Annotated in this window: 15 protein-coding genes; 7 read left to right on the top strand and 8 right to left on the bottom strand. The window is 51.1% G+C overall.

Features of this window, described 5'->3' with window-relative positions; translation table 11 throughout:
- Positions 1-2: 2 nt before the first annotated feature.
- From QZN53_RS01650 to xseB, 8 genes are all read right to left on the bottom strand, one after another.
- The gene (locus QZN53_RS01650) at positions 3-1,151 is read right to left on the bottom strand and encodes a polysaccharide biosynthesis/export family protein (RefSeq protein ID WP_163437014.1); all 1,149 of its coding nucleotides are present in this window, start codon (positions 1,149-1,151) and stop codon (positions 3-5) included.
- Between the two features lie 21 nt (positions 1,152-1,172).
- On the bottom strand, positions 1,173-1,619 hold the full coding sequence (locus tag QZN53_RS01645) for a low molecular weight protein-tyrosine-phosphatase (protein ID WP_073056816.1): 447 nt from the start codon (positions 1,617-1,619) through the stop codon (positions 1,173-1,175).
- Positions 1,620-1,721: 102 nt separating this feature from the next.
- Positions 1,722-2,285 (bottom strand): dTDP-4-dehydrorhamnose 3,5-epimerase, encoded by a 564-nt coding sequence (gene rfbC / locus QZN53_RS01640; RefSeq protein ID WP_163437013.1) that lies wholly within the window; start codon positions 2,283-2,285, stop codon positions 1,722-1,724.
- Positions 2,285-3,421 (bottom strand): dTDP-glucose 4,6-dehydratase, encoded by a 1,137-nt coding sequence (locus QZN53_RS01635; protein ID WP_163437012.1) that lies wholly within the window; start codon positions 3,419-3,421, stop codon positions 2,285-2,287. The genes rfbC and QZN53_RS01635 overlap by 1 nt, the downstream gene beginning before the upstream one ends.
- A 34-nt stretch (positions 3,422-3,455) precedes the next feature.
- Positions 3,456-4,079 carry an imidazole glycerol phosphate synthase subunit HisH gene (hisH, locus tag QZN53_RS01630; RefSeq protein WP_163437010.1) on the bottom strand — a complete coding sequence of 208 codons (624 nt, stop codon included), beginning with the start codon at positions 4,077-4,079 and terminating at the stop codon, positions 3,456-3,458.
- 32 nt (positions 4,080-4,111) lie between these two features.
- Positions 4,112-4,459, bottom strand: coding sequence for a hypothetical protein (locus QZN53_RS01625; protein WP_163437009.1), 348 nt, complete (start codon positions 4,457-4,459; stop codon positions 4,112-4,114).
- Positions 4,456-5,259, bottom strand: coding sequence for an ATP-binding cassette domain-containing protein (locus QZN53_RS01620; RefSeq protein WP_163437007.1), 804 nt, complete (start codon positions 5,257-5,259; stop codon positions 4,456-4,458). The genes QZN53_RS01625 and QZN53_RS01620 overlap by 4 nt, the downstream gene beginning before the upstream one ends.
- 2 nt (positions 5,260-5,261) lie before the next feature.
- A complete protein-coding gene (xseB, locus tag QZN53_RS01615; protein WP_163437005.1) occupies positions 5,262-5,480 on the bottom strand; it encodes an exodeoxyribonuclease VII small subunit in 219 nt (72 codons plus the stop codon).
- 154 nt (positions 5,481-5,634) lie between these two features.
- On the opposite strand from xseB, the gene QZN53_RS01610 reads away from it, so the two are divergent.
- The 7 genes from QZN53_RS01610 to QZN53_RS01580 all read left to right on the top strand — a co-directional run bounded on the left by QZN53_RS01610 (position 5,635) and on the right by QZN53_RS01580 (position 13,634).
- Positions 5,635-6,222, top strand: a complete 588-nt coding sequence (locus QZN53_RS01610) for a hypothetical protein (protein WP_163437003.1) — start codon at positions 5,635-5,637, stop codon at positions 6,220-6,222.
- Positions 6,219-7,496 (top strand): hypothetical protein, encoded by a 1,278-nt coding sequence (locus QZN53_RS01605; protein WP_163437001.1) that lies wholly within the window; start codon positions 6,219-6,221, stop codon positions 7,494-7,496. Before QZN53_RS01610 ends, QZN53_RS01605 begins: the two co-directional genes overlap by 4 nt.
- The gene (locus tag QZN53_RS01600) at positions 7,489-8,835 is read left to right on the top strand and encodes a hypothetical protein (protein ID WP_163436999.1); all 1,347 of its coding nucleotides are present in this window, start codon (positions 7,489-7,491) and stop codon (positions 8,833-8,835) included. Before QZN53_RS01605 ends, QZN53_RS01600 begins: the two co-directional genes overlap by 8 nt.
- Positions 8,836-9,453, top strand: coding sequence for a hypothetical protein (locus QZN53_RS01595; protein ID WP_163436997.1), 618 nt, complete (start codon positions 8,836-8,838; stop codon positions 9,451-9,453). It abuts the gene before it with no gap.
- A gap of 6 nt (positions 9,454-9,459) precedes the next feature.
- Entirely contained in the window at positions 9,460-11,049 is a 1,590-nt protein-coding gene (locus tag QZN53_RS01590) for a hypothetical protein (RefSeq protein WP_163436996.1), read from the top strand.
- Between the two features lie 82 nt (positions 11,050-11,131).
- Positions 11,132-12,814 carry a tol-pal system YbgF family protein gene (locus QZN53_RS01585; protein WP_163436994.1) on the top strand — a complete coding sequence of 561 codons (1,683 nt, stop codon included), beginning with the start codon at positions 11,132-11,134 and terminating at the stop codon, positions 12,812-12,814.
- A gap of 91 nt (positions 12,815-12,905) precedes the next feature.
- Entirely contained in the window at positions 12,906-13,634 is a 729-nt protein-coding gene (locus QZN53_RS01580; RefSeq protein ID WP_163436993.1) for a DedA family protein, read from the top strand.
- The last annotated feature ends 268 nt before the right edge of the window (positions 13,635-13,902 follow it).

Here is a 13,902-nt window from a genome sequence, read left to right as displayed (position 1 = left end):
CCTTATTTCTTCTTTTCCGGGGTATAGTCGTCCTTGACCACATGAACTTCATGAGCAGCCAAAGCACCATAGTAAACCATGTTAACAGACGGGAAGATCAAGCTGACGAGACGGTTCCAAGTTGCGAGTTCGGAAGCGTCGACGTAAACGACATCGCGAGCATTCAGCTGGAAGCGGTCAGCCATAGCCAAGGCCATAGCGTTCTTTGCATTCAGCTGGAACACATCGATCTGCTTTTCAGACGTATTACGGATAACGTAAATTCCGCGAGCCGTGGCGTTCAAAGCCTGCAGACCACCGGCAGTAGCCAAGGCTTCGGCAAGCGTCAGGTTACCATTGTAGATATTGACAATACCCGGTCTGCCGACTTCACCCATCACGTAGGCCTTCTGGTCTTTCTGGGTTTCAGTGAGCGACGGCACGAAGATCTGGTCATCGGGCTGCACCATAATGCGTTCGAGCGGCAAATTGGCCTTGAAAGCATTGAGGTAGTTAATGGTATAGACCTTGTCGCCACGGCGGAGCTGCAGCAAAGACGGGTCAGCTTCCTTAGAGAATCCACCGGCACCGGCGATCACATCGGGAAGAGTCATCGGGTGTTCGTCGAACGAGACATAGCCCGGTCTAGAAACAGCGCCAGACACAGACAGTTTGCGGCTATGGTAACCCGTCACACGGACGTCCACCTGCGGATCGTTCAAGATTTTGTCAGACAAGCGCTTGGTGATTTCGGCGCGGAGTTCCTGGGCGGTAAGACCTGCAGCCTGGAGTTCACCAGCATAGGGGTAGAAAAGCTTGCCATCGGTCGTCACCTTTTGGCCGGCCGGCTGGTACTGACCCATCGGAGAAGTCAGTTCCGGATGTTCCCACACCACGACCTGAACCATGTCCAGAGGTCCAATGCGGTATTCCAGTTCAGGAAGGGAATCAACCATCAATTCCTTCAAATCGCCAAAATCATTGGCACCAGCACTATCAGAGCTGGCCGCAGCAGTGCCGAAATCACCTTCGCCAATGTCATGAATGTGAACCATCATGCCATTGTATTCGGCGGAATCGCCCGGAAGAGACATCTGCATCTGAGGTCCGAGAGCGCAACCGCTCAAGAAAGCGGCGGCAATAAGGCCAAGACCCAAACTCATTTTCTTCATAAATTAACCCTTTTGGCCAGCTTAAGCCTGGCCTTCGCTTTGTTTGATTTTTTCCACCCAGTACGGGGTCAGTTTAGAGATGAAATTCCACGCCAGCACGAAAGCGTTTTCGGGACGGCGGTACGGGTCAGGAACATCCACCCGCTGCGGTTCGCCATAACGGAAAACCTTGCCTTCGAGCCACGGATAACGGTGCAACAAATCCATCTTATGGCCGTTCTCCATCACCAGGATGAGGTCCGCCCACTTCAAAATATCCAGATTAATCTGCCGAGCGCGGTGTGCGCTCATATCGATACCATGTTCAAGAGCAATCTTTTGGCTGAGTTCATGTGCCGGATGATCCACCAAGGCACCAAGCCCAGCACTCATCACTTCAAAATCTGGCCCCAATTCTTTCTTCAGGCAATATTCACCCGTGGGGCTACGACAAATATTACCGGTACATACAACAAGAATGTGTTTCATCACCTAAAAATTAAAAAATTATTACAACCGAGACAAGAATAAAATAAAAAGAGCCGTCCAAAGACGACTCTTTAAACACAAAATATCGCTTGCAACGGCGGACTACAATTCGAAAGCGAATCCCAAATCCTTGAGAGCCGGATTCTTGGTATCCTTTTCAGAAAGCAGCGGTTCAAAGCCATTGCCCACCGGCCACTTGATGCCGATTTCGGGATCGTTCCACATGAGGCCACCTTCGTCCTTCGGGTCGTAAAGGCGAGTGCACTTGTACACGAAAGTTGCCGTTTCGCTGAGCACCACAAAACCGTGGGCAAAGCCTTCGGGAATGTAGAACTGCTTCTTGTTTTCGGCGGAAAGCGTAACGCCTTCCCACTTACCGAACGTGGGGCTACCCTTGCGCAGGTCTACGGCCACGTCAAAGACTTCGCCTTCGATTACGCGAACGAGTTTACCCTGCGGATTCTTCTTCTGGAAATGCAAGCCGCGGAGCACACCCTTCTTGCTTCTGGATTCGTTATCTTGTACGAAAACCATATTCAAGCCAGCAGCGTCGAATTCAGCCTTGTTGTAGGTTTCCATAAAGTAGCCGCGATGGTCGCCAAAGACCGTCGGTTCTACAATCGTTACACCCTCAATAGAGGTTTTTACAAAATTAAACTTTCCCATTATCTATTCCCGTACATTTTTTCGTAATACTTTTCGTAGTCGCCGCTCGTGATGTTGTCGAGCCATTCCTGGTTGTCCAGGTACCAGCGCACGGTCTTTTCGATGCCTTCTTCGAACTGCAGGGACGGTTCCCAGCCCAGTTCCTTCTGGAGCTTGGTGGAATCGATGGCGTAGCGGGCGTCGTGACCCAGACGGTCAGTGACGTAGGTGATGAGGTTCATGTCTTCGCCTTCGGCGCGGCCGAGAAGTTTGTCGACAGTCTTGATGACGACCTTAATGATGTCGATGTTCTTCCATTCGTTGAAACCGCCGATGTTATAGGTTTCGGCGATCTTGCCGTTATGGAAAATCACATCGATAGCGCGGGCATGGTCTTCCACGAAGAGCCAGTCGCGCACGTTTTCGCCCTTGCCGTAAACCGGAAGCGGTTTCTTGTGGCGGATGTTGTTGATGAAGAGCGGAATCAACTTTTCGGGGAACTGGTACGGACCGTAGTTGTTGGAGCAGTTCGTCACGATGGTCGGCATGCCGTAGGTATCGTGGAAGGCGCGAACAAAGTGGTCGGAACCGGCCTTACTAGCGGAATACGGGCTGTGCGGCGTGTACTTCGTCGTTTCGTAGAAGAAGTCGTCGCCATAGGCCAAGTGGTGTTCCGAACTGGACGCCGTAGTCGTGAACGGAGGCGTAATGCCTTCCGGATGGTTCATCTTGAGGGCGCCATAAACTTCGTCGGTAGAAATATGATAGAAGCGCTTGCCTTCGTACTTTTCCGGCAAGGATTCCCAATAGAGTTTTGCAGCCTGAAGCAGGGCCAAAGTACCCATCACGTTCGTCTTGGCGAAGGTGAACGGGTCCTTGATGGAACGGTCCACATGGCTTTCGGCAGCCAGGTGAATGATGCCATCGACTTTTTCGTCCTGCATGAGCTTGTAGAAAGCGTCAAAGTCGCAGATATCCATCTTCACGAACTTGTAGTTCGGCTTGTCTTCGATATCCTTGAGGTTAGCAAGGTTACCCGCATAAGTCAACTTATCGAGGTTGATAATCTTGTAGTCCGGATACTTGTTCACGAACAGGCGCACCACGTGGCTACCAATGAAGCCTGCGCCGCCGGTGATAACGATGGATCTTTTCATATTTTTCTCCAATTACGGGGACAATATAGTAATACTAGACGTTCCAATCGCAGAAATTCTTGAGCATGGCAAGGCCCACATCTCCACTCTTTTCCTGGTGGAACTGGGTTGCAATCAAGTTGTCCTTGCCCACCATTCCCTGGAAGGTTTGCGAACCGTAAGTCGTTTCGGCGAAAGCGTATTCGGCGCTCACCACCGGATGGTACGAATGCACGTAATAGAAATCGCTTCCGCTCTTGATACCCTTCATAATCGGGTGTTCACGCGTAAAGTCCACCTGGTTCCAGCCCATGTGCGGAATCTTGAGGCCCGGTTCGTCCTTGAATCGCACTGCCTTGCCGGGAATAAGGCCCAAAGTCTTGACGCCGCCGTCTTCTTCGCTTTCTTCGAGAATAATCTGGCAGCCAATGCAAATACCGAGTACCGGATTTCCGGCCTTTACGACAGCCTTAATGGCATCCCCAATACCGGTGCGCGTCAGAGTTTCCATGGCAGAAGCAGCAGCGCCCACGCCCGGGAAAATCAAGCGGGTTGCCTTCGCAATTTCTTCGGCATCGCGGCTAGACTTTGCCTCTGCGCCAATGTGGGCAAGAGCATTCATCACCGAAGTCAGGTTGCCGGCATTGTAATCTACAACGATAATCGGATTTGCGGACATAAAACCTCTTTTTCGCACGCAAAGATAGAATATTACGGATTCAAGAGGTCGAGAGCCTCGCCCGCAAGTTCTACGCAGCGGTTGCAAGGAAGAATCTTGTTCGGGCGGATTTCGGCGCACTTGGTATAGTTTTGCGAACCTTGGCGGAACGTCTCTTCAATAGCCTCTGCCTTTTCGGGCACGAGCGTTTTAGCGGCATAAAGCGCACCGCACACGCCGCCGGGTGCGATTCCTCTACCGGCATTCTGATACTTATCGGCAATTTTAAGCGCCTCGGCCTCAGACTTGCCCGTTGCAATGGCATAGCCATAGGCAACTGACATAGCGCAATTGCCTCGATTTTCGGCATGGAATTTTTTTGATTCTTCAGCAACTGTCATAACTGAACTCTCCTTATAGTTGGAACACTTGCCAATAATTTCTGAGTATACTCATGCTGCGGGTTGGTAAGCACCACGTCGGCCTCACCACGTTCCACCACATGTCCAAAATACATCACTAGAACTTCGTCACTCAGGGCGCGAACCACCTGCATGTCGTGACTGATAAACACAATCGAAAGTCCGAATTCATTGCGCAGGTCGTCGAGCAAGTGCAAAATTTGAGCCTGCACCGACACATCCAAGGCGCTGGTGACTTCGTCGCACAAAAGAATCTTGGGTTTGACCATGAGGCTTCGGGCGATGCAGAGGCGCTGCCGCTGGCCCCCCGAGAATTCGTGGGGGAACTTTTGGAGCGCCTCTTTCGGCAGGGACACGCGCTCCAAAAGCTCTCTTGCACGCGCCTCGGCGTCAAGTACCTTCACTCCGCGTGCAACCAGCGGCGCCGTCAGAATTTCAGACACCGTCTGGCGCGGATTCAGACTGCTGAACGGGTCCTGGAAAATCATCTGAACCAAGTCCGAGACCCGTTTTCCGGATGCAGTCCGGCCTTTTACCACTTTTTCGCCAAAAAGCTTAAATTCGCCGCTATCCATGGGCACAAGCCCGACAAGCGACTTCACTAGAGTCGACTTACCGCAGCCCGACTCCCCCACAATCGAAAGGATTTGCCCGGCCTGCATCGAAAACGACACGTTTTCGACCGCCGTAAAATACTTCTGGACCTTGCCAAGCACTCCGCCGCGAATCGGAAACTTGACCGTAAGCCCCAAAACTTCCATTGCAGGAACATCAACCATTCTTACGCCCCAGCTTCAGTCTCGCCGTCGAGGCCCGAAAGGGCTTCTTGCACGTTCTTTTCGGTCGCGAGCAAAATTTGGCGGCATTTACGCAATAAATCCGTCGCTTCCTGTACCGCACCGGCCAATTCGTCGATTTCCATCTCGGAGTTGTCAATTCGCTCCAAGATATTCTCTAAACGCTCCATTGCGGTTTTATATTCAAAATTTTCGGTACTCATATTTACGAATATAGTTATCTTTAACAAGGTGAGTTTATTGAGTAAGAACAATCGGAGCCTTTTGGACATTAGCCTTGCTTTTGCGGCGGGCGTCCTTTTTTCGGCATGTCTGCATGTTCCCCATGCTCCAAACGATGTTCAAAAAATTTCAAAAGTGAGCGTCTTCGCAAAACAATTCGACGAAGCGATCGAAGCGCCCATCAAGATCAATTCCACCGAACAAGCCGAACTGATTGCCGAAGTCACACCAAGCAGGTACAAAAACAAAATCAAGTACTACTGGTACAACGACGACGAAATCCTGGACAGCGGAGCAACATACACCATCCGCACCAACTACATGACGTCAAACTTCTTGGCAAACAACTTCATTCCCGACCGGCTTGTCATTAAAGACGACGAAGGCAATTCTCTCGAAACCACCTTCACGGTAAACGTCAACAATCCACCCAAGATTTTGGCCGAAACAATCCCCGCCGATGGCGATACCCTGTACGGTAACACCCATACGCCTTTCTTATTCTCGTGGGAATCATACGACCGTGACGACGGCACAGACCTTCAAAACATTCTCGAAATCGACGGAATACAATACCAGGTAGGTGAACTGCAACAAGTCATGCAATCGGGCTTTGGCGAAGGCAGCCACACCTTCCGCGTTCTAGTCATGGATTCCTTGGGCGACAAGGACTCTATCGCCGTACAGGAATTTTTCGTCATTGACACCTTGGAGGCAAAATGAAACGTCTTGCCGCCCTAGGTTTATTGATTCTGGCGCTTATCGCCTGTACCGATTCCGACGAGTACCTGTTCAACGAGCAGTCCACGCAAGAAATCAAGGTTTCTGCGATTGTCACAAGATCGTTCGACTCCGACACCAAAAAAGCAAAAGCAGACACCATACAGCCAGGCGACTCGCTCATTTTCATGACTACGGTATACCCGTCCAAGTCCATTCGAAACAAGCAATATTACTGGACTATTGACGGCAAGTCCTTTGCCAGCGAATACAGTTTCAAGAAAAGCATCGACACCCCGGGTGAACACAAGGTCGCCTTCATCTTTGTCGACTTTTTCGGCGACACCTTGAGCGACACACTTTCGATTACAGTCGCCACGCCACCGACAGTAGACACTGAACATTTTATTCCGGCAAACAAGACCCAGAATATTGCCACAGACACCGCCATCAATTTTGCATGGAACATCAACGACCCCGACTCCTTATGGGATGTCTATTCACATTTCATCCTGAAAAACAGCGAAAATAAAGTCCTTGTAGACACCATTCTGCAACAAGCCTACTTCACCTACCTTAAAGGCCTCGCGCCCCTGCAGAAATACACCTGGACCGTGACCGCCTACAACGAGTTCGACCAGAAATCAAACGAGGTTCTTTCGTCGACGTTCTATACCGATGGAATCAACGGAGAAAGTTCCATTAGGGGTTCCCTCGGCACGAGTGCAGAACAAGGGGCATTCAACTTCAAAGTGCTTCTTTTGGACAAATCCCTAGACACCCTCAAGTCCATAACGACCTCCAAGTTGAATACGGCCGATTTCGACATCAAGCCTTTAGCCAAAGGGCGCTACAACCTTATTGTCACAACCGACCAAGAGAGCGATTTTACGCCTCGACTGTTCCAGCTCGATTTAAACGAGGGCGAAGTTCTAGAACTGGATTCGATTATTCTGCAAGATGAAATTCCGCCACAAATATATGGACGCTGGAACCGCGACACCATTGACATTGCAGACACGTTGATTTTCATCGTTGTAGACCACGGTGGCGAATTGACCACATCAAAGATTCACGTCTACTTCGAAAACGACTACATCAACAACATCCAGTTTTCAAACGACACGCTTTACGTTCCCTTTACCAAGGAAGCATCGACACAGTCCTGGTCGTACAAGCTGATTACCGTCATCGCGGTTGATCAAAGCTACAACAGAAACAGAAAGTCTTTCTACCTCCGTCCCAACTCTACACTCCCGGAGGTATTCAGTGAATAAGTTTCTGAGCACATCGCTTGCAGCCCTGTTCCTCGTTTTAGCCGGTTGTGGAGACGAGCACTTGGTTGATAATGAGGCAAACGTCCTCAAACAATATGTCTTTGCAGGGCCCGACGGATTCAACGGAAACATTTCCAACTACTACGATCCGGTTGACGAACTTTACGTAGAACAGGGGCAGTCTCTCAAGTTCTACGCGGGCTTTTCTACAGGCGTACTCATTTACACCGACGAAACTCTGCAGCCTTATTACAGCGGGCTTCTCTGGAGAATTGGCGAAAACACATTCAACTTGAATTCTTTCCGCTATACCTTCACCGAACCTGGAATTTATGACGGTTCGCTTGAAACCGTCGACACTTTCGGCGACACCTTGCGAACCAACTTCAAAGTTTACGTAAACACGCCCAACAGCATCAGCCTGGATTTCCCGTACAACGGCTACAACCAGGCAGACCCCTCCGAAGACCAGTCGTTACCGCTCCGCTGGACTGTCTCGGGAATCGACCCGTGGGAAACCGCCCGCTGCGAAGTCTACCTGTCCTACACTCTAGACTACGTCTGGGACACTCCGCTAGGCGCAATCGATTGCAATTCCGACGGTTCGTTGATGGGATCCCTCGTCGAAGACGCCGACCTCTATGACAGTTCATTCACCCTGTATTGGGGAACCAAGATGATTGTCACAAGCAAAAGCGGCCGCGTCTACCGCGACTCCACCGAGATTTTCCACTTCTCGACAAAGATTTTAAACGAGACTTCGACCATCAAGATTCCGCTGACCTACGACCGCTACCGCGACAACTCCATATTGCAGACCGAAGTCTACTTGATTGCCAACAACGGCGACACCCTTGAAACCCTGACAAACGACAGAATTTCGAACACGCTGGTCGCAAAAGTCGAACCGCAACTTGGTCTCAAGATTCTTTTAAAAGAAACCTACCGCAAGGAATACGCCAGCGAAAGTCTTTTTGTAGACGTTCCCGCCTACACCGTACTCACGACCGACACTGTCGTATTCAAGGACAACACGGCACCGCAGCTTGCCGCATACTATGACACCATCGGCATTTCAGAAGAAATCAAGTTCCTGCTCTATGACGACGGTTCCGGAATCAACGAATCCAAAATCAAAGTGGTCGTAGACTTCGACACGATTCAACCCACATACAACAATCCGGAGCTTTCGTTCTCCACCCGTTGTTTCGGCAAGTGCAAAATTGAATTCCTGGGCGAAGACAACGCCCGCAACAAGTTCCCCGATGTCCACTGGTATATCGAGAACAAGTCTAGCTATCGCGTAATTACGGGACCATTCCCGAACAGGGAGTACTAAATGACGAGAATATTCATCATACTCCTCTGTGCTTTGATGGGCTACGCCTTTGCAGGATCAAAAGTTCTGCACGTTTCGACTATTCCGAACAACGCCGATATCTACATCGACGAAGTGAGCCCGGACCAATCCAAAGAACCGACTTATATTTCGCCAGCCTTTATCAATACGAACGATTCGCTCGCCACCGACATTCTGATATCCTTGTTCAACCCGGGATTCATGGATACGACTCTCCGGGTGAGACTTTCTGACAAAGACACCTCGTTTATCATCGTTTCGCAGCAGCCCATTCTTGACGAAGAATTCGTTCAGGCACAAGAATCCAAGCTTTCAAAGCGCAGCCGCAGGGTTTTCGGCAAAGAACTCATGAAATATTCGCTGATTCCTTTTGCACTCAGCCTTGTGTCTGGCGCCATCACTTACTACGAAATCGGCAAGGCCGATGACGCCAAGAAAGTCATCAAGAATTCTTCTATCGATTCAGACCGCTATCAAGACGCCCACGACGACTTCAGGAGTTACCAGCGTAAGGCAAGAACCGCAAAGGGGTTCACCTACGCCTCGCTCATCACAGGTGTCTCTTTACTTTCTATTGGATTCATTTTTTCATTCTAGGGCTTTATGAAAAAGATTCTACTGACATTTGCACTCTTTTGGGTGAGCGTCATTTGGGCCGAAGAAGGGATCCCAAGCCACGTAGAACTCGTGACAGGCGCCAAGCAAGACGCCCAATTCCTGGGTGTTCAAAACGACACCGTAAGCCTCGGCGGAACAATCCAAGGCAAGTTCACCGTCATCCGCATTCACAAAGACCGTTTCAAGAGCATTGTCGACGACCAGGGCAACGACCTCTTGAACCAGCCGCAAGAGGCTCCTCAAAGCGCTCCCGCTGAGGCAAGCGTCCAAGACACCACTGTACAGGGCACTACCGTTCAAGATACGATCGCCCAAGATTCCGCCCTTCAAGAATCTACGCAAACAGATTCTGCCACCGTCGAACATTCTATTGAAACACCGGTCGAAGGCCAGCATATTTTTGTTTCTTTCGAACGCCGCAATTCTGAATCTGCACTTGCCGAGCAGCTTGAAAACCTGATTATCCGATTGCTCAAGGAATCCGGAACGCCCGTTACCTTTATCAACCGTCAAGAGTTCGACTTCTGTAACGACGCCACCTGCATCAAGGACTTTTTGAAGGCTCACGGAGCGGCATCTGCCTATATCGGACGGATTACCACAGGCAGGACCCCTGACTCTATCGCTGTCCAAATGTCGCATTCGCTGTTCGATGATTCCACCAAGGCCGACTACAGTGCACAAGCAAACTTGTCTGCAATCAAGACCCTGAGTGACGCCCTTTCTAAAGACAAGCTCCGTCGATTCGTGCTCCAGCTCCAAGGCGAACAAGTTCCCGTTGAACAAGTGGTTAGCGGCAAGAGCTACTTACGCGTAGAAACAAACCCCGATGGCGCAAACATCATGACCAAGGGGAACGATGACATATGCAAGAGCCCCTGCACGTTTGTCATTGACGATTCCAGCAAAACCGAAGTCTATGCCTACTGGAGTGTTGACCGCCAGATGTGGGGTGCAAAGGCCGCCATCAAGCCGATTCCGGGTGACACGGCTAAAATTTCGCTCAAGCTCAAACGCGTAAAGCCCGAGTTCTTGATTCACTCCAATCCCGAAGGCGCATTCATCTTTGGCGGTTCTACGCCCGTGACCAAAAAGTCCAAGCCCATAGGCACCACGCCGAGCAAGTACCCGATTTACGACCCAGGGCTTTCGACCATTCAAATTCGCAAGGCCGGTTACCGCGACACGACTCTTACCGTGTTCACCTCGCCCACCGAACTCACCGACGTCAATATCGAACTCACACCTATTTCTGACAAGCAGGAACTCGTTTCGCAGCAGGAATGGCTGCACGAGCGCAAGAAGGACTTTATCGGACGCACCCTGATGGGTTCGTCAATTGCCCCGATTCTTTTAGGCACGCTCTTTATTTACCTTGCAAACATCGACTACGAAGATGCCGACAAGATAAAACAGGACCTGGACCGCCCCGCCGCCGGTGGCGAAAATTTCCAGGCCAGGGCCGCCGAAAATAAGGACTTGGTCGATAAAGGCGACAAGAAAATGACCGTCGGAGGCTCCTTACTGGGTGCCGGCATCATTCTACTAGGCGTCGGATTCGTTTTAACCTTCTAAAATGGGGCAAAAAGTATTAAAAAAAGCTTAATATTTATTTTTTTTATCACTCAACCTCAAAGTAAAATTTAAATTTAGACTGATGCGTAAACTGTTACTTGCACTGACTTTATTAGCTGCGGCTTCTCAGGCCGCCGATTTTGAAAGAATCAACTGGCGTACCCAGCTGTATTTGCAGGGTGAACCTGCATTTCTGAAATTCAAGGCCGATAAGGATAAAACCCTGCTTGAAGATGGTATCAACACCAAGCTTCTCACGATTCCTGCCTCGGTCGGTTTCCTGTGGTCGCCCCTGATCACCCCGTTTTGGAAGGCGGACATTCCGTTCACCCTTTGGCTCGGTGCCGAAGTCAATTCCTTCCAGATAGGAACGATTGAGGATTCTCCCAAATACACGATTTACGATACGGAAACCAAAAAGGACCGTAAGGGCGAACAAAACGACCGCGAACTTTGGTTCCTCGGTTACGCTCCGTCCGCTCTCGCTGGTTTCACCTTTAACCTCGGCGGCGACTTTGACCTGCGCGTGCTCGGTGGCTTCGGCTTCCAGTTCTTCACGTTCTACGATGACTACGCAGGCAATACCAAGTCCCATACCGAAATGCTCAAGACGGGTTTTGTGTCTAGCGCCTTGGAATACCGCATTGGCGAGCTCTTCCAGGATGTAGACTTCAAGATCGGCATCAACGTCCGCAAGGAATTCCTGCCGTACGAAAACGTCAAGGCCCGCGACAAGGACAACAGCCCGAGCCCCTCGCCGTACTCCGACCTCAAGTTCGACAAGATCGAATACAAGTGGCCCGTACGCGTCGGCTTAGAAATCTCGCTTGACTTCGGCCGTGAAAGCCGCCGTGACCGCCGTATGCGCTACAACCTGCATGACCGCGACGACGTGCTCCGCAAGTACAGCGAAGTCAAGGACACGCTCTCTGATTGGGACTGCATGGCCATTGAACGCGACTACCGCTTCTACCTCGACGAAAACGGTGAGCTCCCCGACATGAGCGAAGCTTACACCCGTACGCAGTTCGCCGACGTTCTTGAAAGCTTCCTGGCCTTCTGCCACCCGGCAGACCTCGCTACCAAGGAAAAGCTCTACTCCACGCTCGACAGCGGCAAGGTGCAGATCAAGGAATACCAGGCCAAGCAGGAAGATTCTCGTTTCGACCAGGTCATGGCCAGCAACGATCCCGAAATGCTTGAAATGTTCTTGCTATACTACCCCGACTCTCCGCGTAGGGCCGAAGTCGAAGCCAAGCTCCGCTCTCTCAGCGAATACGACAAGTTCCGCGCTATTCAGGCCCAGAACACCTTCAAGGCTTACCTCACTTACTTAAACGACAATCCGAACGGTGCATTCCGCGACGAAGCCGAAGCCGGTATCTTTGAACTGGTGAAGGCCGGCAACCGCCTCAAGGACTACGAAATCTACCTGAAGCGTTTCCCGAACGGCAAGTACGTCGAAGAAGCCAAGGCCGCATTGCAGCAGGCCAAGAACGGCGGCGCAGCAGCTCCGGCAGCCGAAGAACAGTCTATCATTGAATACCAGACTGGCGAAAGCTACAGCGAACCGGAACAGCCGGCTGAAGAAGAACCGGCCGTCGAAGAAGAAGAATCTGTCGAAGAACAGCAGCCTGCAGCACAGCAGCAGAACAACAGCGCTGCCGCAAGCAAGCGCGCTGCCAAGCTCGAAGCCAAGAAGAAGGCTAGACAGAAGCAGCTCGAAGCCAAGAAGGCCCGCGCCGCCAAAAAGAAAAAGAGATAATCTTCGATAACACTTTTAATTAGACCTGGCTCTGACGCCAGGTCTTTTTTGTTTCCCGATGTCACCTTTTCCAAATTCTATATTTGCCCCTATGAATAAAAAACTCTTGCTTCTCGCAGCCGTTACGTTGTTTGCAGTCGCGGCATTCGCCGCCCCCGACGCCGCCGACTCTGTCGTGCAGGCCGCCCCCGCCACAAAGTCCGCAGGGCTTTATACGCAGATTATCGATTGGTACAACGCACACCTGAATTACTGGTCCATCGCGCTCCTGATGGCCATCGAAAGTTCCTTCATTCCGTTCCCGTCGGAACTGGTGGTGCCGCCCGCCGCCTACAAGGCCTTGCAGCCCGGTTCCGGCCTGAACATCGCCCTGATCGTGGTGGCCGCCAGCATGGGCGCACTCGTGGGCGCCTACATCAACTACTTCTTGGCCAAGTTCCTGGGCCGCCCGATTATCTACAAGTTTGCCGACAGCCGCCTGGGGCATTTCTTGCTGCTCGACACGCAGAAACTTGAAAAGGCCGAGAACTACTTCCGCGAACACGGTGCCATCTCGACCTTCGTGGGCCGCCTGATTACCGTGATCCGTCAGCTGATTTCGATTCCGGCAGGCATCGCCAACATGAAGTTGTTGCCCTTTACACTCTACACCTTCTTGGGCGCCACCATCTGGAACTGCGTGCTCGCCGGTCTCGGCTATCTCGCCCACGGCCAGAAGGACATCATCGAGAAGTACAATTCCGAACTCGCTATTGCGCTCCTTGCCTTTGGCGCCCTGTTCATCGGCTACATGGTCTGGAACGCCGTCAAGAAGAAATAAGCCGCAAGTCATAATAATAGACGTCTTTGCGAGCTCAGAAAGAGCGAAGCAATCTTCTACAGCAATATAAAAGAGACCTCCCTGCAGGGTGGTCTTTTAAGTTTTAAAAAAGATCGCCACACGGATGGAATCGCATTGGAGATAAATCGCTAACGTGATTTAAAGGCACAAAAAAAAGTGACCCGCCGGCGAAGCCGGCGGTTCTTCATATACGGGCGTAGCCCTACAATACCAGCGGCGTGCAAGGGCACGCACATCAATCTGCCAC

It is taken from the genome of uncultured Fibrobacter sp. (assembly GCF_900316465.1).
Lineage (GTDB): Bacteria > Fibrobacterota > Fibrobacteria > Fibrobacterales > Fibrobacteraceae > Fibrobacter.
Note: the sequence above shows the minus strand (reverse complement) of the source record. Positions and strands in the feature narration are given on the sequence as shown.